Origin of the sequence: Rhodococcus sp. ACT016, from assembly GCF_050477185.1 — a bacterium.
GTDB lineage: Bacteria > Actinomycetota > Actinomycetes > Mycobacteriales > Mycobacteriaceae > Prescottella.
In genome coordinates this window covers 5,102,252-5,128,141 of sequence record NZ_JBEAET010000001.1, presented here as the reverse complement: position 1 = coordinate 5,128,141, position 25,890 = coordinate 5,102,252, and the positions used below count along the sequence as shown (strand labels likewise).

General features: G+C 68.6%; 21 protein-coding genes. 14 read left to right on the top strand and 7 right to left on the bottom strand.

What is annotated here, in order from left to right; genetic code table 11:
* Positions 1 to 37 precede the first annotated feature (37 nt).
* The 4 genes from ACQ5DX_RS23470 (at position 38) to ACQ5DX_RS23455 (ending at position 4,035) form a co-directional block, all read left to right on the top strand.
* Positions 38 to 1,054 carry a PHP domain-containing protein gene (locus ACQ5DX_RS23470; RefSeq protein ID WP_430334873.1) on the top strand — a complete coding sequence of 339 codons (1,017 nt, stop codon included), beginning with the start codon at positions 38 to 40 and terminating at the stop codon, positions 1,052 to 1,054.
* 16 nt (positions 1,055 to 1,070) lie between these two features.
* Entirely contained in the window at positions 1,071 to 2,408 is a 1,338-nt protein-coding gene (ggh, locus tag ACQ5DX_RS23465) for a glucosylglycerate hydrolase (RefSeq protein ID WP_430334872.1), read from the top strand.
* An 83-nt stretch (positions 2,409 to 2,491) separates the two neighbouring features.
* On the top strand, positions 2,492 to 3,226 hold the full coding sequence (locus ACQ5DX_RS23460; RefSeq protein ID WP_430334871.1) for a glycoside hydrolase family 25 protein: 735 nt from the start codon (positions 2,492 to 2,494) through the stop codon (positions 3,224 to 3,226).
* 17 nt (positions 3,227 to 3,243) lie between these two features.
* The gene (locus ACQ5DX_RS23455; protein WP_430334870.1) at positions 3,244 to 4,035 is read left to right on the top strand and encodes an SDR family NAD(P)-dependent oxidoreductase; all 792 of its coding nucleotides are present in this window, start codon (positions 3,244 to 3,246) and stop codon (positions 4,033 to 4,035) included.
* A gap of 46 nt (positions 4,036 to 4,081) precedes the next feature.
* Here ACQ5DX_RS23455 and ACQ5DX_RS23450 read toward each other — a convergent pair whose 3' ends face one another.
* On the bottom strand, positions 4,082 to 5,827 hold the full coding sequence (locus ACQ5DX_RS23450) for an ABC transporter (protein ID WP_430334869.1): 1,746 nt from the start codon (positions 5,825 to 5,827) through the stop codon (positions 4,082 to 4,084).
* On the bottom strand, positions 5,824 to 7,788 hold the full coding sequence (locus tag ACQ5DX_RS23445) for a hypothetical protein (protein ID WP_430334868.1): 1,965 nt from the start codon (positions 7,786 to 7,788) through the stop codon (positions 5,824 to 5,826). Before ACQ5DX_RS23445 ends, ACQ5DX_RS23450 begins: the two co-directional genes overlap by 4 nt.
* Positions 7,789 to 8,179: 391 nt before the next feature.
* Between ACQ5DX_RS23445 and ACQ5DX_RS23440 the strand changes: the two genes are divergently transcribed.
* Entirely contained in the window at positions 8,180 to 9,748 is a 1,569-nt protein-coding gene (locus ACQ5DX_RS23440) for a hypothetical protein (RefSeq protein WP_430334867.1), read from the top strand.
* Positions 9,745 to 11,217, top strand: a complete 1,473-nt coding sequence (locus ACQ5DX_RS23435) for a glycosyltransferase (RefSeq protein WP_430334866.1) — start codon at positions 9,745 to 9,747, stop codon at positions 11,215 to 11,217. The genes ACQ5DX_RS23440 and ACQ5DX_RS23435 overlap by 4 nt, the downstream gene beginning before the upstream one ends.
* A gap of 11 nt (positions 11,218 to 11,228) precedes the next feature.
* On the opposite strand, the gene ACQ5DX_RS23430 is transcribed toward ACQ5DX_RS23435, so the two are convergent.
* Positions 11,229 to 11,627, bottom strand: a complete 399-nt coding sequence (locus ACQ5DX_RS23430) for a PaaI family thioesterase (RefSeq protein ID WP_430335781.1) — start codon at positions 11,625 to 11,627, stop codon at positions 11,229 to 11,231.
* A gap of 178 nt (positions 11,628 to 11,805) precedes the next feature.
* On the opposite strand from ACQ5DX_RS23430, the gene ACQ5DX_RS23425 reads away from it, so the two are divergent.
* A complete protein-coding gene (locus tag ACQ5DX_RS23425) occupies positions 11,806 to 13,140 on the top strand; it encodes a PLP-dependent aminotransferase family protein (protein ID WP_430334865.1) in 1,335 nt (444 codons plus the stop codon).
* A 71-nt stretch (positions 13,141 to 13,211) separates the two neighbouring features.
* On the opposite strand, the gene ACQ5DX_RS23420 is transcribed toward ACQ5DX_RS23425, so the two are convergent.
* The 4 genes from ACQ5DX_RS23420 to ACQ5DX_RS23405 all read right to left on the bottom strand — a co-directional run bounded on the left by ACQ5DX_RS23420 (position 13,212) and on the right by ACQ5DX_RS23405 (position 17,764).
* On the bottom strand, positions 13,212 to 14,297 hold the full coding sequence (locus ACQ5DX_RS23420; protein ID WP_430334864.1) for a beta-mannosidase: 1,086 nt from the start codon (positions 14,295 to 14,297) through the stop codon (positions 13,212 to 13,214).
* A 119-nt stretch (positions 14,298 to 14,416) separates the two neighbouring features.
* The gene (locus ACQ5DX_RS23415) at positions 14,417 to 15,148 is read right to left on the bottom strand and encodes an amino acid ABC transporter ATP-binding protein (protein WP_430334863.1); all 732 of its coding nucleotides are present in this window, start codon (positions 15,146 to 15,148) and stop codon (positions 14,417 to 14,419) included.
* Between the two features lie 3 nt (positions 15,149 to 15,151).
* Positions 15,152 to 16,954, bottom strand: coding sequence for an ABC transporter substrate-binding protein/permease (locus ACQ5DX_RS23410; protein ID WP_430334862.1), 1,803 nt, complete (start codon positions 16,952 to 16,954; stop codon positions 15,152 to 15,154).
* A gap of 15 nt (positions 16,955 to 16,969) precedes the next feature.
* Positions 16,970 to 17,764 (bottom strand): LLM class F420-dependent oxidoreductase, encoded by a 795-nt coding sequence (locus tag ACQ5DX_RS23405; protein WP_430334861.1) that lies wholly within the window; start codon positions 17,762 to 17,764, stop codon positions 16,970 to 16,972.
* 86 nt (positions 17,765 to 17,850) lie between these two features.
* Between ACQ5DX_RS23405 and ACQ5DX_RS23400 the strand changes: the two genes are divergently transcribed.
* The 7 genes from ACQ5DX_RS23400 to ACQ5DX_RS23370 all read left to right on the top strand — a co-directional run bounded on the left by ACQ5DX_RS23400 (position 17,851) and on the right by ACQ5DX_RS23370 (position 25,876).
* Complete coding sequence (locus ACQ5DX_RS23400; RefSeq protein WP_430334860.1) at positions 17,851 to 18,345, top strand: nitroreductase family deazaflavin-dependent oxidoreductase; 495 nt, start codon at positions 17,851 to 17,853, stop codon at positions 18,343 to 18,345.
* 100 nt (positions 18,346 to 18,445) lie between these two features.
* Entirely contained in the window at positions 18,446 to 19,528 is a 1,083-nt protein-coding gene (locus tag ACQ5DX_RS23395) for an ABC transporter ATP-binding protein (protein ID WP_430334859.1), read from the top strand.
* 134 nt (positions 19,529 to 19,662) lie between these two features.
* Positions 19,663 to 20,949, top strand: a complete 1,287-nt coding sequence (locus ACQ5DX_RS23390; RefSeq protein ID WP_430334858.1) for an ABC transporter substrate-binding protein — start codon at positions 19,663 to 19,665, stop codon at positions 20,947 to 20,949.
* Positions 20,950 to 20,985: 36 nt separating this feature from the next.
* Positions 20,986 to 22,077 (top strand): carbohydrate ABC transporter permease, encoded by a 1,092-nt coding sequence (locus ACQ5DX_RS23385; protein ID WP_430334857.1) that lies wholly within the window; start codon positions 20,986 to 20,988, stop codon positions 22,075 to 22,077.
* Complete coding sequence (locus tag ACQ5DX_RS23380) at positions 22,077 to 23,042, top strand: carbohydrate ABC transporter permease (protein WP_430334856.1); 966 nt, start codon at positions 22,077 to 22,079, stop codon at positions 23,040 to 23,042. The genes ACQ5DX_RS23385 and ACQ5DX_RS23380 overlap by 1 nt, the downstream gene beginning before the upstream one ends.
* A 1-nt stretch (position 23,043) precedes the next feature.
* Positions 23,044 to 23,241: a hypothetical protein gene (locus ACQ5DX_RS23375; RefSeq protein ID WP_430334855.1), complete on the top strand. Its 198-nt coding sequence runs from the start codon at positions 23,044 to 23,046 to the stop codon at positions 23,239 to 23,241.
* A gap of 331 nt (positions 23,242 to 23,572) precedes the next feature.
* Positions 23,573 to 25,876 (top strand): transglycosylase domain-containing protein, encoded by a 2,304-nt coding sequence (locus ACQ5DX_RS23370; protein WP_430334854.1) that lies wholly within the window; start codon positions 23,573 to 23,575, stop codon positions 25,874 to 25,876.
* Positions 25,877 to 25,890: the final 14 nt, after the last annotated feature.

Genomic DNA, 25,890 nt, shown 5'->3' with positions numbered 1-25,890 from the left:
GGCACGCACCTCGCGCCCGCGGGTGCACGATGAAGGTATGGATCCGGTCGACGCACTGCGCGAGGTCGCGTTCTGGCTCGAGCGCGGCCGCGCCGACTCGTTTCGCGTCAAGGCGTACCGCCGGGCCGCGGACGTCGTCGCGGGGCTCACCGAGAGCCAGCGGGAGGCGCGTCAGCGGGGCGGCGGGTGGACCGCGCTGCCCGGGGTGGGGGCGAAGACCGCGGCGATCGTCGAGCAGGCCGTGGCCGGGGGCGTGCCCGAGTACCTGCGCGAGTTGCGGGAGGCCGCGCAGCCGATCGGGTACGGCGGCGACCTGCAGCCGGCGCTGCGCGGTGACCTGCACGTGCACTCGGACTGGTCGGACGGCGGCAGCCCGATCGACGAGATGATGCGGACCGCGGCTGCGCTCGGCCACGAGTACTGCGCGCTCACCGATCACTCTCCGCGGCTGACGGTCGCGAATGGGCTGTCCCCCGAGCGCCTGCGTGACCAACTCGCGGTGGTGCGCGACCTGAATCGGGACCTCGCGCCGTTCCGGATCCTCACCGGCATCGAGGTCGATATCCTGGACGACGGTGCGCTGGACCAGGATTCGGAGCTTCTCGACGAACTGGACGTGGTGGTCGCCAGTGTGCACTCGCACCTGCGCGCGGATCGGGGTGAGATGACCAGACGGATGCTCGGAGCGGTCCGGAATCCTCGGGTGAACGTCCTCGGTCACTGCACCGGCCGCCTCGTCGAGGGCCGTCGCGGCAACCGTCCCGAGTCGAAGTTCGACGCCGAGAAGGTGTTCCAGGCGTGCCGCGACCACGACGTCGCGATCGAGATCAACAGCCGCCCCGAGCGGCGCGACCCGCCGAGCCGGCTGATCGACCTGGCTGTGGACATCGGCTGCCTGTTCTCGATCGACACCGACGCCCATGCGCCCGGACAGCTGGCCTGGCAGGGGCTCGGCTGCGAGCGGGCGATCCGCTGCGGTGTCGAGGTCGAGCGGGTCGTCAACACCTGGCCGGCGGACGATCTGCTCGCCTGGACGCGCGCGTTCGCGGGGTGAGTCGCAGAATGGGACGATGATCGACCCCGGATTCACGCCGACCCAGCTCGCGGCGCGGGCCGCCTATCTGTTGCGCGGCAACGACCTGGGGACCATGACCACGGCGGCCCCGCGGCTGTATCCGCACATGTGGAGCTGGGACGCGGCGTTCGTCGCGGTGGGGCTGGCGCCGCTGAGCGTCGAGCGGGCGGTGACCGAACTGGACACACTGCTGTCGGCGCAGTGGAGCAACGGGATGATCCCGCACATCGTGTTCGCGAACGGTGTCGACGGCTACTTCCCCGGTCCGTCGCGCTGGGAATGCCGGGAGCTGGCCGACCACGCGCCGATCGGGGTGGACACCTCCGGCATCACGCAGCCGCCGGTGCACGCGATCGCGGTGCAGCGGATCCTCGACCATGCGCGACGGCACGGTCGCAGCACGCGGGCGGCCGCGGAGGAGTTCCTCGACCGCCGCTGGGCGGATCTGATGCGGTGGCACCGGTGGCTCGCCCACGCCCGGGACCGGGACGGGAACGGCCGCATCACGCTGTACCACGGGTGGGAGTCCGGAATGGACAATTCGCCCCGATGGGATGTCGCTTACGCCAATGTGATTCCCGGTCCGGTCCCGCCGTACCGCCGCGAGGACGTCACGGTCGTCACCGACACCTCGCAGCGCCCCACCAACGGCGAGTACGACCGCTATCTGTGGCTGCTCGAGGAGATGAAGAGCGTCCGCTACGACGACGACGCGCTCGCCGACAAGATGAGTTTCGCGGTCGAGGACGTGTTCGTCAGCGCGATCTTCGCACTCGCGTGCGACGTGCTCGCCGTGATCGGGGAGGAGCATTCTCGCCCCAACTCCGATGTGCGGGAACTGCACTACTGGGCAGATCACTTCCGCAGGGGCGTCATCGCCACGACGGACGAGCGGACCGGTGCCGCAAGTGATTTCGACGTCCGCAGCGGACGGCGCCTCGGCACCGACACGATCGCGATGTTCGCTCCCCTGCTGTGCGGCGGGCTGGACAGGCGCGTCGAGCGGAACCTGCTGCACATCTTCGAGGGTCCGCGGTTCTGCAGCCACCCCGATCTGCGGTATGCGGTTCCGCCGTCCACGTCGCCGGTCTCCCGTGACTTCCACCCCCGCGAGTACTGGCGCGGACCGGTCTGGCCGGTGATGACGTGGCTGTTCTCGTGGGCGTTCGCGCGTCGTGGGTGGGCCGAACGGTCGTCGATACTGCGGGCGGAGGGGCTGCGCCAGGCCGCCGACGGCAGCTTCGCGGAGTACTACGAACCGTTCACGGGCCGCCCGCTCGGCAGCATGCAGCAGTCGTGGACGGCGGCGGCCGTGCTCGACTGGCTCGGCTGAACTCGGCTGGGAAGTGGCTGGGAGAAGATGAACATTGCTGTGAAATCGGCGCGCGCGGTGAGGAAGTCGTTTAGTCTCGGGCGATGCCGAGTAACTCGTGCCGATCCCTTGTCCGTGTCGCTGCAGTGCTCCTGGCGGGGGCGGTGACCGTGGCAGCCCCCGCGGTCGCGGCCGCGAATCCACAGGGCCCCGACGTCTCGTCGTGGCAACACGGTGCCGGCGCGCCGATCAACTGGTTCCAAGTGCATGAGGCCGGGCACGACTTCGCGATGGTCAAGGCGACCGAGGGGCTGTTCTACACCAACCCGTTCTTCGCGCAGGACTCCCTCTCGATGCGGGTCGCGGGCGTGGCCCGCGGCGCCTACCACTACGCCGATCCCACGGCCTCGCCCGAGGCGCAGGCCGCGTTCTTCACCACGACAGCGCTCGCGGTCAACCAGTTGGGTGGGCTGCCGCCCGTCCTCGACCTGGAGGCCACCGGCGGCCTGTCGGCACCGCAGCTGATCGACTGGACGCACCGCTACCTCAACACGGTGCAGTCGCTCACCGGGCGCACGCCGATCATCTACACCTACCCCAACTTCTGGCGCACAGCGATGGCCAACACCAACGAGTTCACCCGCTACCCGCTGTGGATCGCCGACTACAACGGTCGCAATGAACCCGGACCGCTGCCGGGTGGCTGGCCCACCTGGACGTTCTGGCAGTACACCGACAGCGGTCGGATCCCGGGTGTCAACGGCAACGTCGACCTGAACGTCTACAGCGGGGCGATGGGCGACATCAACCTCTACGCACGCAACTTCTTCGGCAGCTGACAGGCACACTGGCTCGTATGACGAAGAAGTTGAACGGCAAGACCGCAATCGTGCTCGGCGTAGCGCCCGGAAACGTGGGCCACGCAATCGCCCGCCGCTACGTCGAGGACGGTGCCGCCGTGTTGGTCGCGGGCCGACGTGCGGACGCGGTCGAGGCGGTCGCCGGTGACATCGGCGCTCAGGCGCAGCAGTGCGACATCACGTCGGAACAGGATCTGGATGCGCTCGTCGCCGCCGCACGGGAGAGGTTCGGGCGCATCGACGTAGGGGTCAACGCGACGGGATGGGGCCTACTGGCGCCGTTCGAGGAGACCACGCGTGAGGACCTCGAGAAGATGGCGGCCGTCCAGTTCACCGGGCCGTTCCAGTACTTCCAGCGCCTGGTCGCGAACATGGCCGACGGTGGCTCGATCATCCAGATCTCGTCGGTGACCGCGTCGATCATGTTCGAGAATCATGCCGCCTACATGGGCACCAAGGCGGGGATCGATCACGTCATCCGTTGCATTGCAAACGAATACGGTCCGCGGGGCATCCGGGCGAACTCGATCGCTCCCGGTGGAGTCGCGGACGCGCCGATGTCGGGCGGCGGCCTGAACTATCCGCCGATCCGATCGCTCTACCTGCGGGAGATTCCGCTCGGGCGGGTCGGGGTCGCCGAGGACGTCGCGAACGTAGCCGCGTGGCTGGCCGGTGACGAATCCGGGTACGTCACCGGACAGGTGCTGCACGTGAGCGGTGGGCAGACCCTTCGCCGTAACCCGTCCATCGCGGACCTGCTCGGAGCGCACGCGGCAGAGCAGTCGTAGCGAGCACAACGACGGTCTCGGCACCGACGGCGCGCTTCACCGCCGCTCAGCCACCCGGAGTGAGCTGGCCCGTCACGCGGTAGAGCCGCCACATCTCGGGCTCGGTGCCACCGTCGTTGCGCATCTCGAGGACGAGCGCGCCGACGCCGCCCGATCCGGTCTCGAACATCGTCGGGTAGCGGCGGTTCACGGCGTCCGCGACACCGCGCTTGGTATTCGGCACTGCCAGGATGTACTGCACGCCGTGCCCGGCGGGGTCGTCGAGGATCTTCGCGAAGTCGGTATCCGAGGTGACGACGAACTGCTTCGGGTTCTCCGACGCCGTGACCACCGCGAAGCCCTCGACGGTGTCGAGGAGGACCGAGCCCTCCGGGAGGTCGAGGCTGTCGAGGTAGTCGGCGATGCGTCGCTCGGCGCCGAACGTCCGCAGGATCGCCAGCTCGTCGGGGTCCTGCCGGCCTGGCACGATCGCGCTCGCGATGGAGTGTTCGAGGGCCGCGAGCCGCGCGTTGCCCATCGCGACGGTCGTGACGGCGGTCGATCCGACGAGCAGACACACGGCGAGCGCGACGAGCGGCGACGGTCCCGGATACGGCGGGACCGGTCGGGGTTCCGGCGCGAAATGCCCTGGGCGGTGCGAGATCACGGGCGCCCGGCTCTGTGCGAGCAGCACCACGAGCACGAACGCAAAGGGGATGATCGTGATGTAGAAGCGCAGGAACGGAAACGTCGAATCCATCAGGTACAGCAGCGACTGCGTACCGAGGACGGCACCGAAAACCGTGAACGGCACCAGGATCTCGGCGTCCCGCCGGCGGTACGCGAGTACCGCGGCGACGATCAGCAGCAGCGGGACCGCCGGGCCCAGCACCGCCATCTCGGTCAGTGAGAACACCGCCCGGTCGACCGCGGTGGTGGTGCTGCCGCCCCCGGACTGTTCGAGGATCGCGCTGTTGCCATACACCGACGAGAACTGTTGGAACACAGTGCCGGTGATCAGCCAGCTCGTGAACGACCAGGCCGCGAACGCCGCGACTCCGGGGCCGACGACCAGTGAGACGTCGACCGCGGCCGCCCACCAACGATCGCCTCGTGCCGACTGCGCGGTGGGACGGTGCCGGACCGCGGTGACCAGGCCGACGAGCGCTCCCGCGACGAGCATCGGGGCGATCGCGTCGTACCGCGTGAGATACGCCAGCGCCAGCGCGATGCCCGCGGCGATGAGGTCGTGCACGCCGTCGCTGCGCATCCACCGCATCAGACGCCGCACCGCCCAGCACACGAAGAACACGAACGGTGCCTCGCTCATGCCGTTGGCCGCGTACATGACGATCATCGGATTGAGCGCGAACAGCGCGGTCAGCACCACGACCAGAACCGTCGAACATCCACGGTCGCGCGCGATCCCACGGATCTGGACGACGGCGCCGGCCATGAAGGCGGCCGACATCACCACCGCGGTGAGATTCCAGCGGAGCAGTTCGGGCCACCAGTGCCCGAGGAACCCGAGCGGCAACTGCGCGAAGGCGGTCAGCGGGGTGAAGACGAACCCGATCGCGGCGAGGTGCGGATCGCGGCTCAGCAGCACGCCCGAGACCGCCGCGACGCGCGAGAGCGAGTCGGTGAAGATGAAACCCACGCCGAGGTTCATCCACACGCCCACCGCGAGGTAGGCGGCGAACAGGACCCCGTACAGCGCCCACGGCTTGCGGCGCTTCTCGGCGTGCGGCGCGGCGGCGCGTTCGGCGCCACCGGGCTGGGGCGCCGAACGCAGAGCCGTCGTCGCCGTCACGTCCGGCGCCGGCGCAGCCACAGCGTCGTGCCGACCACGACCACGGCGAGGACCGCCGTCCCGGCCACGATCGCGACGATCGTCCCGACGCCGATGCCGGAATCGTCCTCGGCGTCGGCCTGCGCGGCGATGTCGGTGACGTGCACGCCGATCGTGAACGGTCGGGCATCACGCGGGCCGATCAGCACGTCACCGGTGAGCCGCGGGAACTGCGACGGATCGGCGTCCAGCCAGCCGAGCAGCGCGTCGAGATCGTGGGGCTCGCCGGTGGACGTCGCGAGGACGATGCTGCGATTGCCCTGCTCGACCACCTGCAACGCGCCGTACGGCGTCGATCCCGTCACCCCCTGCAGCGCCAGCAGTGCCGGGTCGGCCGACTCCAGCGGCTGCCGGACCGACTGCGGCAGGTTGCCGTCGGCCGCGACGAGGATCGCCGGCAGGGTGCCGGTGGCCGCCTCGGTCAGCGGCCGCACCCGCGGCTGGAGCGGGAGGTAGCTGATGCGCTGCATCTGGATCAGCAGCTGGTTGGCGCGTCGCAGATCGCCGAGGGCGTTGTCGCCCAGGCCGACGTCGACGGTGGGCAGCAGGGTCTGCGGGAGCGATGCGAAGCCGCCGGGCAGCGGCGGCGCTGCGAGCTTCGACGAGACGGTGCTGCGCGGATCGACGGTGAGCGACGACGCGTCGCTCGTGCCGCACTGGAAGTCGCCGGTGACGTCGAGCGCCACCGTGAGCGTCATGAACCGGGACAGCAGGTTGTTCGGCACGTTCACCTGGACGTCGAACTTCCCGGACGCGTCGAGCGGTGCGCTCGCCAGCTGCGTTCCGCCGAGGCCGACGGTGAGGATGCCGCTGCGTGACTGCGGCAGCGGGACGTAGGTGCCGAACAGGTGGGCCGAGAGGTCCCGGATCGGCCGGCCGAGCTGGGTCTGGTTGACCTCGATCGGCACCTCGATGTGATTGAGCCCGGACGCCGTCAGCGATCCGATCTTCAGCTGCTCGAGCGTCACCACGTCCTGCGCCACCTCGGGGACCCGGACGTCCGGTGCCGCGATCGCGCGGCTGGCGGCCGCGTAGCCGTCGAGGTTGGCGACGAAGAGATCCACCTGCGACGACAGCGCGTTCTCGTTCCCGGTGATCCGGAGGACCGGGGCACCGGCAGGCGTGCTCTGTAGTCCGATCCCGGTCTCGGTAGCGCCACCGACGACGATGCTGCGCTCGAACAGCGCGGGGGCCACGTCCGGCACGGCGTCGGGCGCGGGAAGTTCGGCCACGTCGACGCGGGTCGGCTGGCTGCCGTAGTGGTTGACGACGGCGGTGCTCAGCGTGAGGGCGGCATTCTGGTCGACTGCGGAAGACGCGTCGGCCACATAGATCGTGAGTTTGCGGAGGATCGGCGGGAGGAACTCCGCCGGGGACGTCGGCTGCTTCTCGACTCCGTCGTAGGTCACCGCGGCGTCGCGCAGCGTCAGCGGTGCGAACTGACTGCGGTCGTAGCAGCGCTCGTCGATCGGGATGTAGTGGCTCGTGATCGTGAGGGTGACCGAGCGGTCGGCCACGGTCAGCGCGTCGAGCGGCACCGACAGCGGGATCCCGGCTTCGGCGGCCGCGGGGATGTCGACGCGTTGCACCACCCGGCCCTCGGAGCGCACCTCGAGCCAACCCTGCCGGAAGTCTGTTGGGGTGCTGAGTGTTCCGGTGAGCCTCTGCGCCTGCAGTCCGTCCGGGACCGGAAGCGTCACCGTCACGGGCGCCGCATCCGACGGGAACGGGATGTCTACGGGGCGTCCGAGTTCGGCAAACGGAACTGACTGTCCGGTAACGTCGGTCGAGTCGACCGCGTCCTGAGCCGACGCCGCGCCCACCCCCGGGAGGAGAACGGCGACCGCCGCGAGCGTGCCCGTGACGAGAGTTGCGAGCGTGCGTCGACGCGGCGCGCGGCGGTGCGCCCCGATTCCTGCCATGTGTTCTCCCCAGATCGGTCCGTCGTTGTACTTGCCGCATCCGGTCGAGCGAATCGACGACGGTCGGCTGAACGAAGGAAGTGGCACCCGAAACCCTGAAACTCTTTGTGCGCCGCAGTGGTCCGACGGACCGGCGATAGCGCTCACCTTCGCTCGCGTCCAATCTAACCATGTAGTCCAACCAAACAAAGGTTCAAATGTTGAAATCTCATATATGTGATTCGGAGAGGTTGCTCACCAAGCGACACCCGTCACTCCGGGTAACACTTCGATCGCGGAGGAGATGAGTCAGTATGGAGTAGGAAACGAGCCGGTACGGACCGCGGCACTCACCGATCGCGAAATCGTCACGACAGCACATCCGTTCGAGTGCGCGGGGAGGAAATCGACAATGACGCATGCCATGCCTGGCGTCGGCACCTCCTCGCCCGGCGACGTCGCTGCCGCCGCCCATCCCGCGCCGCGCCCGCCCGACGCTCGTGGGAAGCGTTCGGTGGCAGCGTCGTTCACCAGCGCTTCGATCCTCGTGCGGTGGCTGGTCATCGCCGGTTGCTCGTTGGCCGCCTTCTGGCCGTCGGTGGTCCGCACCGTCGACGACCTGCGCGGCGGCGACTTCCTCGGTTACGTCCTGGTCATGCCGTTCCTCGCCGGCGTCGCCGCGATCGGTATCGCCCGGCGTCGCGCCGACGAACTGCCCATCCACGATCGCCAGATCGACAGCCTCGTCGGCGGGATCGCCCTCGCCGTCTCGGTGGCCGTCCAGTGGTTGCTGCTGCCCCGGTACGAGGAGCAGTTCAGCCTCCTGCGGATCGATCTGCTGTCGTGGTTGCTTTTCGTCGTCGGCGCCGCCGTCCTGCTGTTCGGGCTCCGACCCGTCGGCCGGTTCTGGCCGGTGTGGCTGATGCTGGTTCTCATCGCCCCCCTCCCCTACCGCATGGTCGTGGTGATGCTGGGCGGCCAGTCGCAACACGTGAGCGTGGTGGTGACCGTCCTCGCGGCGACCGCCACCGCAATCGCGGTCGGTCGGACGCGTCAGCGCGGTGTCATCGGTGCGGCGGCGACCATTGCTGTCGGACTTGCGGTGCTGCTCCTCATCTGGTTCGTCTTCCCGGATGCCCCCCGACCGGTGTTGCAGTTCGTTCCCGCGGCGGTGGCCGCGGTGACCGTCGGCATCGGCATGTACCTGCAGTACGGGTACTACTTCACCGACCGTCGCGCGGCGTACTCGGTCGCACCGCAGCGCCCCACCGCGGTGCGCACCGGCCTGGTCCGGTCGGGACTGGTCGTCGTGGCGGTCGCCTTCGTCCTGTCGCTCATCCCGCTGCCCGACCCGCCGGCCACGGTCATCGCGGACGGCCCGCCCGGTGCCGCAGCGCAATTGGTCGTGCCCGACGGCTGGACGCAGGAGAACGCCGAGGAATTCGATTGGGCCGACCGGTTCTTCGGCCGGCGCGCGATCCTGACCCGGCAGACGATCGTCGCGGACGAGGGCAACCCCGACTGGGACTCGAAGTCGCGGCCCCGACGCGTCGTCATCGACACGCTCGACACCCATCGCCCCGCGACGCTCACCGTCTACCCGACGGACACGCTCTACCGTCTCGAAGACGCCCGCCGCAGCCCCACCGTCCCCGTCGACCTCGGGCACGGGGTGCAGGGCGAGCTGTCGACGATCGTCGACGAGCAGGCGCTGCTCACATGGAGCCTGCTGTCGTTCACGTGGACGCGCGGTGACGTGAGCCAGCGGGTCAACCTCGTCACCGTCGACGACCACCGCCCGGACGCGATCTTCCCGCGGCCCACGCCGTCGATGGCGTCCGACGTCACCAACACGTTCAACGTCCTGATCCGCGGCAACGCGGTCACCGTCGACGACAACTCCGAGTACAAGGATCGCGACATGCTCGGGGTCGTGGGGGCCCAACTGGTGGACGCGCAGTGGAAGGCGGACGAGGCATGAGCGTCGACCGTTCGGTGTCCGTCACCGACGAGTTCAAGGCCGCCGCGCTGAACGACGCGGTCGACGGCCTGCGTGAGCGGCATCCGCTCGCGTCGGCCGCCGTCGCCTTCGTGTCGTGGCAGCGCAATCTCGCCCTCGCGCTGGCGCTGGTCGTCGTGGGGTGTGCGGTCTTCTTCCCGATCGGCACCTTCACGGTGCTCATCGCGGTGTGCACGCTCGCTTACGTCGCGACCATGATCGACCGGTTGATCATCTTTGCCCGCGGGCTCGACCGGGACGCCATCGTCACCGTCTCCGACGACGAGGCGCGGGCCATCCCCGACGACGAGTTGCCCGCGTACACGATCCTCGTGCCCGCCTACGACGAGACCGAGGTGATCTACGACCTCGTCGCGGGCATGACCGCGCTCGAATACCCGCGCGAGAAGCTGCAGGTGCTGCTGTTGCTCGAGGAGGACGATCACCGGACCGTCGAGGCCGCGAGGGACGCGATCTCGGTGCCGGGCGGCGAGATCGTGACGGTGGTGCTGGTGCCGGCCGCGCAGCCGCGCACCAAACCCAAGGCGTGCAACTACGGTCTGCACTTCGCGACCGGCGAGATCGTCACCATCTACGACGCCGAGGACAAGCCGGATCCGCTGCAGCTGCGCCGCGTCGTCGCCGCGTTCGCCCGGCAGCCCGACGACGTCGCGTGTGTCCAGGCCAAGCTCGCGTACGACAACGGCCGCCAGAATCTGCTCACCGGCTGGTTCACCGCCGAGTACGCGGTGTGGTTCAACTTCCTGCTGCCCGGCCTGATGAAGACGCGATCGCCGATCCCGTTGGGCGGCACGTCGAATCACCTGCAGCGCTGGGTGCTCGACGAGATCGGCGCCTGGGATCCGCACAACGTCACCGAGGACGCCGACCTGGGCGTGCGGATCGCGGCGTCCGGCTACTCGACGGCCGTGCTGGACTCGACGACGATCGAGGAGGCCAACAGCGACCCGATCAACTGGATTCGGCAGCGATCCCGTTGGTACAAGGGGTATCTGCAGTCGTGGCTGGTGCACACCCGACGGCCGCTCGAAGCGTGGCGGTCGCTCGGTGCGCTCAGCTTCATCCGGTTCACGCTGCTGCTCGCGGGCACGCCCATCATCGCGTGTCTGAATCTGGTGTTCTGGTTCATCACGTTCACGTGGCTGCTCGGGCAGCCGCTGATCGTGGCGGACGTGTTCCCGCCGTACATCTACTACGGTGCGCTGATCTCGCTGGTGTTCGGCAACGCGGCCGCGATCTACATGAATATCGTCGGCTGCCGTGAGAGCGGCAACTCGCACCTGCTGCTGGCGTGCGTCACCGTGCCGATCTACTGGCTGATGATGAGCATCGCGGCCGCCAAGGGGTGTTGGCAGTTGCTCCGCAATCCGTCTTACTGGGAGAAGACCTTCCACGGACTGGGGACGTCCGACGCGTCCGCCGGTCAGTGAGGTGAGCCGAGTCAGCGGCCCGCGGCGCGTTCGCCGGTCAGCGTCATCACGGTGCTGGTGACCGTCGCCACCGGTTTGCCGTCGCCTCGGGTGATCTCACAGGAGTAGTGGCTGATCGTGCGGCCCGCATGCGTGACGCGCGCCGACGCCGTGAGCACGTCCGCCCACACCGGGCGCAGGAACGTCGCTTTCAGATCGATGCTCGTGAAGGACTGTCCGGGTTCGACGACCGTCGAATGGGCGGTGCCGATCGCGGCATCCGCGAGTTCGCACAGCAGCCCACCGTGCACGGTGCCCTGCTGGTTGCCGTGGAGTGCGGGATCGGTACGAATGCGCACCGTCGCGGCACCCGCACCGACGTCGACGACAGCGATGTTCAGCAGTTGCGAGATCGCCGTCGGATAGCGCATGTGGGTTCGGTCGGTGACGGCGAGCGTCCCGGCCACCTGACGTTCGAGGTAATCGAGTACGGGCAACGTCGTCTCGGTCATCGCGGTCCCTGTCCGTCCTTCGTCCTGGTGGAAGCTGTACGCGGACGGTAGCGTCGCCAGGTATGACAATCCAGAAATTGTCCTGGATACGATTCCGGTGAACGCCCCCAGTTACCGGCGCCTCGCGGAGTCCGTTGCCGCCCGGATCCGAGCCGGCCAGCTGCCGCCCGGTACCCGCCTGCCCACGCACCGAGCCTTCGCCCGCCGGCACGGTGTGGCGCTGGCGACCGCGACCCGGGTGTATGCCGAACTGGCGTCGCTCGGCCTGGTCGTCGGGGAACCCGGGCGCGGCACGTTCGTTCGGGACCTGCCGGTGCCGTCGGGCGCGGGTGTCGCCCGGATACCCCGCTCCGTCCTGGCCGCCGATCTGTCGTTCAACCAGCCGCTCGCGTCCGAGCAGGTCGATCTGCTGCGACGCTCGCTGCGGGACCTGTCGACGTCGGGGAACCTGGAATCGCTGCTCTACCAACAGCCTCCGGGTGGTCGCCGACACGAGCGGGCCGTGGTGGCCGACCACCTCGCCCGCCGCGGAATCGTGGCCGAACCCGAGCGGGTCGTCCTCGTGGGCGGGGCACAGCAGGGGCTCGACGTCGTGTTCGGTGCGGTCACTGCGCCCGGGGACGTCGTCGCCGCCGACGCTCTCACCTACCCGGGGCTGAGGATGCTCGCCCGCGAGCATTCGCTGGAGCTGGCGCCGATACCGGCCGACGGCGCCGGGCCGGACCTGGCGGCCTTCGAAAGGCTCTGCCGGACAAGAACGGTCCGGGCCATCTACACGATTCCGACGATGCACAACCCGCTCGGGTGGGTGCTCGACGCGGCCGACCGGGAGCGGTTGGCTTCCATCGCGCGTGCGCACGACTGCGCGATCGTCGAGGACGGCACGTACGCGTTCCTCGCCGCCGATGCGCCGCCGCCGATCACCTCGCTCGCCCCGGAGCGGTCGTACTACGTGTCGGGCTTGTCCAAGAGCGTGGCGACCGGCCTGCGGTTCGGCTACGTCGTCACCCCGCCGGATGGCACCGATCGGGTGGTCGAGTGCCTGCGGGCGTCGTCCTGGGGCATGCCGGGCATCATGACCACACTGGCGACCGAATGGATCCGCGACGGTGTCGTGGATCGCCTCGAGACCGAGCGGCGGGTGGATGCGGTTGCCCGACAGGCGATTGCGCGCGCATCGTTCGCGGATCTGGACATGCTCGCGCACCCGTCGTCGTACTTCGTCTGGATCCGACTCGATCCGGAACTGCGCATGGGGCGGGTCGCGAATACGCTCGCCGAGAACGGCATCCTGGTGTCGACGGCCGACGCGTTCGCGACCACCCGGTACGTGCCGCACGCGATCCGGGTCGCGCTGGGCACGCCGGACATCGGCGCGCTCGGGGCCGTCCTCGACTCGGTCGCGGACACGATCGTCACGCTTCCGACCTGACCTCGATGTGCGCACCTGTCGGTGTTCCTCGGCCTCGCCGGGCACCGACAAGTGCGCACATCGTGAAGGGCTCAGCCGAGGGTGTTGAACCCGGCCATGAGCGGGAGCAGCGGATCGTCGAGGCCGATGTCCATGGTGCACTCGCTCGTTCGCGGATCCGGGACGAACGCCCACAGCAGCGCACCTGCGGTCCCGGCAGCCCGTTGACCGGTGATCTTCTGTCCGATGCTCGACGCCCGTGCCGGCAGCGTCTTGCACGAGCCGGCGTTCTCACCGATCTCTGCCACCAGTAACGGCTTTCCGGCCGCCTCGGTCTGGTCGATCCGACGGGCCAGACCGTTCCACTGGTCGCCCGGCAGCGGGATGCCGTCGGCGCCGTAGTCGTGGTACTGCACGAAATCGACGTTGTCCGACTCGGTCACGTACTGGTAGTCGTCGCCGCCGGTGCCGCATTGGCCGCCGCCGATCAGTCCCGCCGTGATCAGGTGCTTCGGCGCGATCGCCTTGATCTCGGCACCGGCCTCCTCCATGAAGTCGCGGAGCACCTGTGCGGCATCGGGTGGGCACGTGCGCACCCACCAGTCGCAGTTCCCGTTCACGCACTCACCGGGATCCGGTTCGCCCACCAACTCCCACGCCGCGACCGCCGGGGAGTCCTTCCACCGATGCACGGCGGTCTGGACCCACTGCTCGAATGTCAGGCGGGTGCCGTTCTGATCGTCGGTCTTCCAGCCGCCCACGTACCACGAGCGGTCCTTGAACTGCTCGCTCTCGCAGGCGCCGTCCTGTGCGGAGAGCACCGGGACGATCATCTGATCGGTGCGCTCGGCCTCCGCGAAGACGGCGTCCATCGCGGTGAAGTCCAGTTCGCCGGTGAACTTGTTGATCGCCAGCTCCTGGAACGCGTCGAAGCGCGTCAGCGAGTGCGGCGGCAGGGATTCGAAGTAGGTCGGCAGGTCGACCATGCCGCCGCAGCCCCGGTTGATCGCCCAGTTCGTCGACAGTTGATAGGCGTTGAAGCCGGCCGGCCACCACTTCTGCCCGTCCAGGTACAGGCCGTCCGAGGCGGCCTCGACCCGCCCCGGCACCTGTGCCTTCTGCGGCAGTCCGGCTCCGCAGCTGGCCATTGTCACCACTGACAGCAGCGCTATCAGCATCCATCTCAATCTCGGTGTGCGTTTCAGAACTGCCTCGCTTCGTAAAGGCGTGGCCGCGGGATGGATCGATTGCATCTCCCCGACGATCCACGACGTTGGGACCCATCCGGGCAACAACTCTAGAGAACTTCGGACAGGAAGGTCTGTAGTCGCGGGGTTTCGGGGCTGTCGAACATTTGCTCGGGTACACCCGCTTCCACCACGGTGCCGCGATCCATGAACACGACGGTGTCCGAGACCGATCGCGCGAATCCCATCTCGTGCGTCACCACCACCATCGTCATCCCGCCCTTCGCGAGGTCGGTCATCAGTGCCAGCACGCCCTTCACAAGTTCGGGATCGAGCGCCGACGTCGCCTCGTCGAAGAACATCACCTGCGGCTTCATCGCCAGCGCGCGGGCAATCGCGACGCGCTGTTGCTGACCGCCAGACAGATTCCCCGGCCGGGTGTCGGCCTTGTGCGCCAGGCCCACCAACTCGAGCTGTTCGAGCGCGAGGCGGCGGGCCGCGTCCTTCGACATCTTCCGGAGCTTGCGCGGGCCGAGGGCGATGTTGTCGGCGACGGTGCGGTGCGGGAACAGGTTGAAGTGCTGGAACACCAAGCCGATCCGCTGACGCAGCCGGTCGGGGTTGTCGTGCAGCACCGAGCGGCCGTCGAGCAGGACGTCGCCGGCGTCGGGTTCGTGCAGGCGGTTGAGCACCCGCAGCAGGGTCGACTTCCCGGATCCCGACGGACCGATCACCGTGACGGTCTTGCCGGCGTCGACGTGCAGGTCCACCCCGCGCAGGACGCGATTGGTGCCGAACGCGAGGTGCAGTCCGGTGCCGGTGAGCGAGACGGAATCGGGCATGCGTCAGCCCCCTTCCACGACGATCGCCTGCTCGAGGTCGTCGAGCGTGCCCGACGTGTCGGCGCGGCCGGTCCGCAGGCGATGGTCGATGTAGTTCACCAGGTGCGTCAGCGGGATGGTCAGCGCCAGGTAGAACAGGCCGGCCGCGACGAGTGGCGACAGGTTGCCGGTCTGCGCGTTGAGGTCTCGGCCGACGGCGAACAGTTCGCGCTGCGTGACGAGCAGACCCAGGAAGTAGATCAGCGACGAGTCCTTGATGAGCGAGATGAACTGGTTCATCAGGGCCGGCAGCACCCGGCGCACACCCTGCGGGATCACCACCAGCGTCATCGACCTTCGGTACGAGAAGCCCAGTGCCCGTGCGGCTTCCATCTGTCCGGGTTCGACGCTCTGGATGCCCGAGCGGAAGATCTCGCCGATGTACGCGGCCGCCAGCAGTGCCAGCGCGGCGGCGCCGAGCCAATACGGGTTGCTGCCGGTCAGCCCCTTGACGACCGGTCCGACGCCGAGGCCGACCAGCAGGATGATCACCACCGCGGGCAGGCCGCGGAAGATGTCGGTGTAGACCCTTGCCGGCCAGCGCAGCCACCGGGTCCGGGAGATCCCGGCGACCGCGAGCAGCATCCCGATCACCGTGCCCGCGATGCCCGACGACAGCGCCAGGATCAGCGTGTTCGGCAGGCCGGTGCGCAGCAGGTCCGGGAAGGCTCGCTTGTACAGCTCCCAGTCGAAGAAGGTCGCCCCGAGTTGCTGCAGCGTCGACTTCGGTTGCACGGTGGACGGTTCCGCTGTCGCTGCATGCTGCGCGGCGATGGCCGCGAAGTCCGGCAGTTCGGGTTCGGGGGCGGCCCTGCTGCCGGGCTTCCATCCCGCGGGCACCTCCCGCGGCACCCAGTCCGAGTACAGCCGCGCCCACGTCCCGTCGGCGATCACCGCGTCGAGTCCGGAGTTGAGCGCGTCGATCAGCGGTTGGTTGTCCTTCGCGACCGCCCATCCCACGTAGTTGTTGAGGCTGAACGTGTTCTGCACGATCGACGCCGGATCGCCGGGGGCGATCGCGCCCTGCGCCTGCTGCGACGGTGCCACCCACGCGTCGATCTGTCCGGTCTTGAGGTTCGCGTACGCGGTGTTGTAGTCGGGGAACTTCACGGGGTTCAGGCCGAGGGTGTTGACCACGTAGTCGTCCTGCACGGTGCCCTGGACGACACCGATGCGGACGGACGAGTTCAGGTCCGAGAAGCCCTTGATCGCACTGCCGTTCGGCACCACGAGTGCGAAGTACCCGAAGTCGTAGCCGTTGGTGAAGCCGACCAGGTCGCGTCGGGCGTCGGTGGTGGTGATCGACGACGACCCGACGTCGAAGCGATGCCCCGCCACCTGCGCGAGCAGTCCCGCGAAATCGGTGCCGATGAACTCCACCTGCAGACCCAGCTTCGCGGCGACCGCCCGCAGCAGTTCGTTGTCGAACCCGGTGAAGACGTTGTGCGAGTTGACGCAGATGCTCGGCGGCGCGTCCGACAGGGTCCCGACCGTGAGCGTGCCGGGCTTGGTGAGGCGCAGCTTCGACACGTCGATTCCGCTGACCGGCAGCGTGTCCGGGGTTGTGTACTTGTCCTCCGCGGCCGTCGCGGCGCCGGTGTCGAGATTGGCGGGCAGCGCGGTGGCGCTGTCGACGCCGGGCGGGGCGCACAGGTCGGTGGTCCCCGACGAGTTCCGTCCCGACGAGCACGCCGCGAGCACGAGTACCGGGAGGAGGACCACCAGCAGCACCGCTGCCGCTCGGATTCGGGAAGCGGCGGCGGTCATCGGGGTGGTCCGGGTCTAGGCGAGACCGTCGAGTTGCGGTGGTGTGTGTTCGTCGCGCCACGCGACCGCCTCACGCAACGTGGTGAGGTCGTAGTCGGGTCCGCTGGTGTTCGCCGTGAACAGGGTGACGCCGGCGTCGACGTACGCCGGCGCGAGTTCGGCGCCCGGCCACCACGTCGAGCGCTCGATCTCGTGCGGGTCGCGCTGCACGTCGCCGCAGTGCTCGCCGAGGATCGCGGACTTGCGGACGAACTCGTCGCGTTCGCCGAAGCCGTGCCAGATGTCGGCGTACTCCGCGACCAGCCGCAGGGTCTTCTTCTCGCCGCTACCGCCGATGAGAAGTGGAATGTGCCGTGTCGGAGCCGGATTCAGCTTGTCCAGCCGGGAGATGATGCGCGGCAGGTACTCCCCCAGCAGCTTGATCCGTGATCCGGGGGTGCCGAACTCGTAGCCGTATGCGTCGTAGTCCTTCTCGAACCAGCCGGCGCCGATGCCGAGGATCAGCCGCCCGCCGCTGATGTGGTCGACGGTGCGGGCCATGTCGGCCAGCAGATCCGGGTTGCGGTAGCCCGCGCAGCTCACCAGCGCACCGATCTCCACGCGCTCGGTCTGCTCGGCCCACGCCCCGAGCATCGTCCAGCACTCGAAGTGCGCGCCCTCCTGATCGCCGTACAGCGGGAAGAAGTGATCCCAGTTGAAGACGACGTCGGCGCCGGCCTCCTCTGCGCGCATCACGGCGTCGCGGATCTTGCCGTAATCGGGGGCGTGCTGGGGCTGCAGTTGCAGGCCGATACGCACGGGGCGGGTCATGTGGGACTCCTTCGCGCCGGGACTCGCATCTCACGGTAGCCCCGCGTCGGGCCCGCCGCACGCGGTTGGAGGCGCACACTGGAGGCGTGCGGATCACGCAGCGCCCGAGCCCGCCCACCGGCTGGAAGCGCCGGTTCTTCCGCATGCCCATCACGCTCTACCGGTGGCATCTCGGTGTGTTGCTCGGCCACCGCTTCGTACTCCTCGAACACGTCGGCCGGCGCAGCGGCAAGACCCGGCAGGTGGTTCTCGAGGTGGTCGACCACGACGAGGTCGGCCGCGGCGCGCCGGACGGTTACATCGTCGCGGCCGGCTTCGGGACGACGTCGGACTGGTACCGGAACCTGAAGGCGCACCCCCGGGCACGGGTCGAGGTGGGGCGGCGCAGATCTGCCGTCGAGGCGGAGTTCCTGGACGCCGACGCCGGTGGCGACCTGATGGCGCACTACGGCAGCGTCCACCCCAAGCTCGGCGTGCGGTTGTGCTCCACGATGGGCTTCGAGGTCGACGGCAGCGAGTCCGAGTTCCGCGCGGCCGGCGAGAACATCCATTTCGTGCGGCTACGGCCCGTAACCGGTTGATGGTTCGCGGCCCCGCCTACGCCTATGCTGTGCCCCGCACGCCCGTGCACCCTGACTCGGATCGTCCGGCACGTTCCTGCCGGTGAAGGGACCGTTCCACATGGCTTCGGTGACATTCGACAAGACCACGTGCCTGTTCCCGGGCGCGACGACCCCCGCGGTCGACAAGCTGGACCTCCACATCGAGGACGGTGAATTCCTCGTCCTCGTCGGCCCGTCGGGCTGCGGCAAGTCCACGTCGCTGCGCATGCTCGCGGGTCTCGAGGAGGTGTACGACGGCCGCATCCTCATCGGCGACCGTGACGTCACCGCTCAGGAACCCAAGGAACGCGACATCGCGATGGTGTTCCAGAACTACGCGCTGTACCCGCACATGTCGGTGGCCGAGAACATGGGCTTCGCGCTCAAGCTCGCCAAGACGCCCAAGGACGAGATCAAGAGTCGCGTGCTGGAGGCGGCGAAGATGCTCGACCTCGAGCCGTACCTGGAGCGCAAGCCCAAGGCGCTGTCCGGCGGCCAGCGGCAGCGCGTGGCGATGGGGCGCGCGATCGTGCGGCATCCGCAGGTGTTCCTGATGGACGAGCCGCTGTCGAACCTCGACGCGAAGCTGCGCGTGCAGACCCGCACCCAGATCGCGCAGCTGCAGCGGCGGCTGGGCACCACCACCGTCTACGTCACGCACGACCAGGTCGAGGCCATGACCATGGGTGACCGGGTCGCGGTCCTCAAGGACGGCATCCTCCAGCAGTGCGCCTCGCCGCGTGAGCTCTACACCCGGCCGGTCAACCAGTTCGTCGCCGGATTCATGGGCTCGCCGTCGATGAACATGCTGACCCTGCCGGTCACCGACGGCGGTGTCGTCCTGGGCGACTCGGTGATCCCGGTTTCCCGTGAAACCATCGCGGAGATCCCCGAGGGCCAGGTCGTCGTCGGTATCCGTCCGGAGCACCTCGAGTCGGCCGGCGGTCATGCGGGCATCCCGATGGACGTCGACGTCGTCGAGGAGCTCGGCGCGGACGCCTTCGTCTACGGACGCACCGGTCTGGGTGGGCCGGGCGAGCATCATCTGGTCGCACGCGCCGACTGGCGCCACCCCCCGCATCGCGGCGAGCGGATCAACCTCCACGTCGACCCTGCCGAAGTGCACCTGTTCTCGGTCACCGACGGCCGACGCGTCGGGTGACCATGACCGATCCAGTCCGGGGGTAATGACCGAATTCCGTACCGGTTCGTGCGAGAGTGAGCGGCGACATATGCCTCGGTCCGGTGGAGCTGATGTCCGCGGGGGACCGGATACGTCTATCTGAAAGGTGGACCATGCGTTCTTTCAATACGCGTTCGCGGGTTGCGGTCGCGGCCTCGGCCGTCGCGCTGCTCGCGCTCGCCGGTTGCTCGAGTGATGACAGCGGGAGCGGCGCCAGCGCCTCCGACGCCGCCACGCAGAACCTCGACGGCCGCGGCGCGATCTCGTTCGCGATGGGCAAGAACGACACCGACAAGCTGCAGCCGGTGATCGCCAAGTGGAACGCCACCCACCCGGACGAGCAGGTCTCGCTCAAGGAGCTGCCCGGTGAGGCGGACGACCAGCGCAACAAGTTGGAGCAGTCGCTGCAGGCCGGCAACGCCGACTACGACGTGATGGCACTCGACGTCGTCTGGACCGCCGGTTTCGCCGCGAACGGCTGGCTGCAGCCGCTCGAGGGTCCGCTGGCCATCGACACCGCGAACCTGCTGCCGTCGACGGTCGAGACCGCCACCTACCGCGGCCAGCTGGTCGCGGGCCCGCAGAACACCAACGCGCAGCTGCTGTACTACCGCACCGACCTGACGCCACAGGCGCCGGCGGACTGGAAGGCGCTCACCGACAGCTGCGCGGTCGCCAAGGACAAGGGCGTCCAGGACTGCATGGTCACCCAGCTCAAGCAGTACGAGGGCCTGACGGTCAACACCACGCAGTTCATCAACTCGTGGGGCGGTTCGGTCGTCGGCGCCGACGGCAAGACCCCCGAGGTCACCTCGCCGCAGGCCGAGGCCGGCCTGCAGGCGCTGGTCGACGCCTACCAGGGCGGCACCATCGCCAAGCGCGCTACCGGCTTCACCGAGGAGGAGACCGCCCTCGCGTTCGTCGGCGGCGAATCCATGTACGCCTACAACTGGCCGTACATGTGGGACAACGCGCAGAAGGACGGCTCCAAGGTGAAGGGCAACGTCGGCGTCGCGCCGATCGTCGGCCCGAACGGCGCGGGTGCATCGACCCTCGGTGGCTACAACAACGGCATCAACGTGTTCTCCAAGAACAAGGCGACCGCGCGTGACTTCATCGCCTTCGTCCAGAACGACGAGAATCAGATGTCGTTCGCGGACGCGTCGTTCCCGCCGGTCCTGAAGTCGGTCTACGACGACCCGGCCCTGCAGGCGAAGTACCCGTACCTGCCCGCGCTGAAGGCGGCCCTCGAGAACGCGAAGCCGCGTCCGGTCACCCCGAACTACACGCAGGTCTCGAAGGCCATCCAGGACAACGCCAACTCGGCGCTCACCGGTGCGGCGACCGTCGACAAGGCGGCCACCGATATGGCCGCAGCGATCACCGCCGCGAACCAGTAGGCACCCGTTCGATCACGAGAGATCAGGTAACGCACGATGGCTGACTCTGCTGAGCTGAGGCGAGCAGACGAGGCCCGCGCCGTGGTCGGAGTCGACGACTCCGACCACGGCGGTCGCGCTTCCGAGCGCGAGGCGCCCGAGTCCGGGCGCACGGGTCACGACGACGAACTCCCGGCGCCCGCGCCGCGTAAGCGCGACTTTCGTCCGATCTGGCTGATCGCACCGACAATGGCGATCCTGGCCGTCGTCATCGTGTACCCCGTGATTCGCGCGGTGATCCTGTCCTTCCAGGAGAACAAGCACGTCGATCCCGTCACCGGACGCTTCGTCCAGGGCGGGTTCGCCGGGTTCAAGCACTACCTGCAGTGGCTGGTGCAGGACTGCGGTGCCGGCGCCGGTTCCTGCCCGCCCGGCACCCTCGCGCACGACTTCTGGCCCGCGCTCGGCGTCACCCTGTTCTTCGCCGTCGTGACCGTGACGATCGAGGTGATTCTCGGTCTGTGGATGGCCACCATCATGGGCAAGACGTTCTGGGGCCGGTCCCTGCTCCGCGCGAGCGTGCTGATCCCGTGGGCCATTCCCACGGCGGTCACCGCCAAGCTGTGGTTCTTCATCTTCGCCGAGAACGGCATCGCCAATAAGTTGCTCGGCACCTCGATCGCGTGGACCACCGATCCGTGGGCATCGCGGTTCGCGGTCATCATCGCCGACGTGTGGAAGACGACGCCGTTCATGGCGCTGCTGATCCTCGCGGGCCTGCAGATGATTCCGCAGGACGTCTACGAGGCCGCCAAGGTCGACGGCGCCACAGCCTGGCAGCGGTTCACCAAGATCACGTTGCCGCTGGTGAAGCCCGCGCTCATGGTCGCGGTGCTGTTCCGCACGCTCGACGTGCTGCGCATGTACGACCTGCCCGCGATCCTGTCCGGCACGTCCGGTGCCACCCCGAACGCGACGCTGTCGATCCTGGTGATGGCCGACATTCGGCAGGGGCACTTCCAGAGCGCATCGGCGTTGTCGACCCTGGTCTTCCTGCTGATCTTCGCCGTCGCGTTCGTGATGGTGAAGTTCCTCGGCGCCAACGCGGTGCGCACCCAGGACGAGCAGCGGAAGGGGGCGAAACACTGATGGGTCGCCACAGCAAGCCCGAAGACCTCGACGATCACGACGTCGTCTGGGAGGCGTCGACGCCGGCGTCGGTGGCCGTCGCCGAGTCGCAGGCCGAATCGGTCGCCTCCGCTACGCCGTACCGCCGTCGTCGCACCGACCGCGGGAAGGCCGCGCGCACCTACCTCGGTGTAGCGATCATCCTCATCTGGGGTCTGGCGCCGTTCTACTGGATGGTCGTCACCGCGTTCCGCCAGGTCGACCACACCTTCGACACCACGCCGTGGCCGACGTACCTGACGCTCGACAACTTCCGGGCCGCGCTGGCGACGGACAAGGGCAACGACTTCCTCGGCGCGATCGTCAACAGCCTCATCATCGGCGTGGTGACGACGGCCGTCGGCCTGCTGCTGGGCGTGTTCGCGTCGTACGCGCTCGCGCGGATCGAGTTCCGCGGCAAGTTCGTCGTCACCGGCATCATCTTGGGCGCGTCGATGTTCCCGACAGTCGCGCTGATGACGCCGCTGTTCCAGTTGTTCGGTGACTTCGGCTGGATCGGCCAGTACCAGGCGCTGATCATTCCGAACATCTCGTTCGTGCTGCCGCTCACCATCTACACGCTCACGTCGTTCCTGGCGGACCTGCCGTGGGAACTCGAGGAGGCCGCCCGGATCGACGGTGCGAGCCGGTTCCAGGCGTTCCGCCTGGTGATCCTGCCGCTGGCCGCGCCGGCGCTGTTCACCACCGCGATCCTCGCGTTCATCGCGACGTGGAACGAGTTCATGCTCGCGAGTCTGCTGTCGACCGAGAAGACCGAACCCGTCACCGTGGCGATCGCCCGGTTCGCCGGCGCGAACGCGTGGGAGCAGCCGTACGCGGCGATCATGGCCGCCGGCACGATCGTGACGATCCCGCTGGTGATCATGGTGCTGCTGTTCCAGCGTCGCATCGTCTCCGGCCTGACCGCGGGCGGCGTGAAGAGCTGACATGGCGTCCGGCAGGCCGTCGCGGGGACGCCAGTCCCTCGAGATGCTCATCGGCATTCTCGGGTTCTTCACGTTCATGTCGTTCATCGCGGCGGTCGTCCCGATCGTGCGCGGCGAGCCGTCCGTGACGGCGTCGCTGATCCTGCTCGGCTGCGTCGTGCTGCTCGGCGGAGCGATCGTGCTGCACCGGCGGAGCTGACCGCCTGGCTCCCCTGCCGCTCCGCTTTCGGTCACGCCGCTGCGCCCATTGCCGGAGCGGCATGACCAGAACCGGAGCGGCAGCACTAGAAGTTCGGTCCGATCTCGACCGCGTTTTGCGCACTTGCCGCGACGAATCGGCGCGTGGAGGTGCGTCAAGTGCGCAAAACGCGGGGGTGAGGCGGCGTCGGGTATGTCCGATCCGTCTCCGCTCCTCCCGCGATAGACGTGCCTGACCGGCGACGAAGTGCGACTATCGAGGGACGACCGGATTCGACTGACCCCGGTTGGGGTCCGGTTGAATCGCCGCCTGCGGACCGGAAGTTGCGCGCGTGAACCCCACGAGCAGCACGAAGCCCGAGAACCCGTCACAGCCCGAGCGTCGACACCGATCCCGACGCCGCACGGTCCTGCGGATCGTCGCGCTCATGGCGATCGTCCCGATCGTCCTGTTCGTGGCGGCGTACCTGCTGACGGATGTCCCGAGCCCCGACGAGATGCGCCCCAATCAGGTGGCCACGATCCTCGCGTCGGACGGTTCGACGGTGGTCACGAAGGTGGTGCCACCGGAGGGCAACCGCACCGAGGTACCGCTCGACCAGGTCCCCGGCTACGTCCGTAACGCGGTGCTGTCGGCGGAGGACCGCGACTTCTACTCCAATCCCGGGTACTCGATCTCGGGGTTCGTGCGGGCCGGCCGGGACAACGTGCTGGGTCGCGAGAGCGCCGGCGGCGGCTCGACGATCACGCAGCAGTACGTCAAGAACGCGCTGGTGGGCACCGACCGGAACGTGGTCCGCAAGGCCCGCGAACTCGTGGCGTCGGCGAAGATGGCGCGCCAGTGGTCCAAGGACGAGATCCTCGGCGCCTACCTCAACACGATCTACTTCGGCCGCAACGCATACGGCATCGCCCAGGCGTCGCATGCCTTCTTCGACAAGCCCGTCGACCAGTTGACGCTCGCGGAGGGTGCTGTGCTGGCCGCGGTGATCCAGCGTCCGTCGGCGCTCGATCCCGCCACCGACCCGGACGGGCTCCGGGCGCGATGGAACTACGTGCTCGACGGCATGGTCGAGATGGGGGTGCTCGCCGCGTCCGAACGCGCGACCACCGAGTTCCCGGCGGTGCTGCCGGTGGCGCCGTCGTCCGACGTCCCGCCGGGGCCGGAGGGGCTGATCCGGACGCAGGTGGCCCAGGAGCTCTCGGCGATCGGAATCAGCCGGCGCGACCTCGACACCGGGGGCTTGCAGATCACCACGACGATCGATGCCAAGGCGCAGCAGTCCGCGGTGGACGCCGTGAACCGGACCCTCGTCAAGCAGCCGGACCAACTGCGCGCGGCGGTGGTGTCGATCGACCCCAGGTCGGGGGCGGTGCGGGCGTACTACGGCGGGACGGAGGGCGGGGGCTTCGACTTCGCGCAGGCGGGGTTGCAGACGGGTTCGTCGTTCAAGGTGTTCGCGGCGGTGGCGGCGCTCGAGGACAAGGTGCCGCTGACGACGCAGTTCAGCAGCGCGCCGCTGACCGTCGGCGACCTGACCATCAAGAACGTCGAGGGCGAGACCTGCGGGACGTGCAGCCTCACGGAGGCGCTCAAACGCTCGCTCAACACCAGCTACTACCGGCTGACGCTCTCGATGGAGAACGGCGCGCAGAAGATCGCCGACGCCGCCCATCAGGCCGGCATCCCCAAGCAGATCCCGGGGATCGACTACGAGAGCCTCACCCAGTTCGGGGGTCCCCCGGAGACGGGAATCGTGTTGGGCCAGTATCAGACTCGACCCATCGACATGGCGTCGGCGTACGGGACGCTCGCGGCGTCGGGGAAGTTCCATCCGCCGTTCTTTGTCCAGAAGGTGGTCGACGCGGACGGCCGGGTGCTGTTCGAACGCAAATCGTCCGACGGCGAGCAGCGGATCGACCCGGCCGTCGCGGACACCGTCACGCAGGCGATGGTCCCCATCGCGGCGTACTCGCGGAACCACGGCCTCGCCGGTGGACGGGCGTCAGCCGCGAAGACCGGTACCGCGCAGCTGGGTGACACCGGCGAGAACAAGGACGCCTGGATGGTCGGGTTCACGCCGTCACTGTCCACCGCGGTGTGGGTGGGGACAGCGGAGGGTAAGCCCATCGAGACCAGTTGGGGTGGAGCGATATACGGATCCGGGCTGCCGTCGGACATCTGGAAGGAGACGATGGACGGCGCACTGGCCGGTACCGCCGACGAGCAGTTCCCGACTCCGCAGCAACCCGGCGGACAGCAGTCGCGGGGGCAGTCGTCGGGCAGCTCGTCGAACGGCAGCTCGTCGACCGGGAACTCGTCGGTCGGCACCACCGAACCGGGCTACAGCGACCAGGCGCCGACCCGGCAGCGGTCGATGCAGTCGTATCAGGACGACTCGCAGTGGTCGGCTCCTCCGGCCCGGACGCAGCCTCCGGCGGAGGAGGAGTCCGTCCCTGGGCGGCAGAGCATTCCACCGCAACAGCAGTGGAATGCCCCTGTGCCACAACAGCAGCAGGCACCTGTCCCCACTCCACAGGCGCCTGCTCCCGCTCCCCCACCCCCGGCGCCGGCTCCTCCGCCGGCGCCGGGGATTCAGATCCTCCCGGGTGTCACCATCCCCCTACCTGGTTGAGTCCGATTCGGCGA

Coding starts and splice junctions, on each gene's coding strand:
- ACQ5DX_RS23385 (WP_430334857.1), top strand. CDS start 20,986: ATGGCTGACTCTGCTGAGCTGAGGCGAGCAGACGAGGCCCGCGCCGTG.
- ggh (WP_430334872.1), top strand. CDS start 1,071: ATGATCGACCCCGGATTCACGCCGACCCAGCTCGCGGCGCGGGCCGCC.
- ACQ5DX_RS23410 (WP_430334862.1), bottom strand. CDS start 16,954: ATGACCGCCGCCGCTTCCCGAATCCGAGCGGCAGCGGTGCTGCTGGTG.
- ACQ5DX_RS23420 (WP_430334864.1), bottom strand. CDS start 14,297: ATGCTGATAGCGCTGCTGTCAGTGGTGACAATGGCCAGCTGCGGAGCC.
- ACQ5DX_RS23380 (WP_430334856.1), top strand. CDS start 22,077: ATGGGTCGCCACAGCAAGCCCGAAGACCTCGACGATCACGACGTCGTC.
- ACQ5DX_RS23405 (WP_430334861.1), bottom strand. CDS start 17,764: ATGACCCGCCCCGTGCGTATCGGCCTGCAACTGCAGCCCCAGCACGCC.
- ACQ5DX_RS23460 (WP_430334871.1), top strand. CDS start 2,492: ATGCCGAGTAACTCGTGCCGATCCCTTGTCCGTGTCGCTGCAGTGCTC.
- ACQ5DX_RS23395 (WP_430334859.1), top strand. CDS start 18,446: ATGGCTTCGGTGACATTCGACAAGACCACGTGCCTGTTCCCGGGCGCG.
- ACQ5DX_RS23455 (WP_430334870.1), top strand. CDS start 3,244: ATGACGAAGAAGTTGAACGGCAAGACCGCAATCGTGCTCGGCGTAGCG.
- ACQ5DX_RS23375 (WP_430334855.1), top strand. CDS start 23,044: ATGGCGTCCGGCAGGCCGTCGCGGGGACGCCAGTCCCTCGAGATGCTC.
- ACQ5DX_RS23445 (WP_430334868.1), bottom strand. CDS start 7,788: ATGGCAGGAATCGGGGCGCACCGCCGCGCGCCGCGTCGACGCACGCTC.
- ACQ5DX_RS23390 (WP_430334858.1), top strand. CDS start 19,663: ATGCGTTCTTTCAATACGCGTTCGCGGGTTGCGGTCGCGGCCTCGGCC.
- ACQ5DX_RS23415 (WP_430334863.1), bottom strand. CDS start 15,148: ATGCCCGATTCCGTCTCGCTCACCGGCACCGGACTGCACCTCGCGTTC.
- ACQ5DX_RS23470 (WP_430334873.1), top strand. CDS start 38: ATGGATCCGGTCGACGCACTGCGCGAGGTCGCGTTCTGGCTCGAGCGC.
- ACQ5DX_RS23440 (WP_430334867.1), top strand. CDS start 8,180: ATGACGCATGCCATGCCTGGCGTCGGCACCTCCTCGCCCGGCGACGTC.
- ACQ5DX_RS23435 (WP_430334866.1), top strand. CDS start 9,745: ATGAGCGTCGACCGTTCGGTGTCCGTCACCGACGAGTTCAAGGCCGCC.
- ACQ5DX_RS23430 (WP_430335781.1), bottom strand. CDS start 11,627: ATGCGCTATCCGACGGCGATCTCGCAACTGCTGAACATCGCTGTCGTC.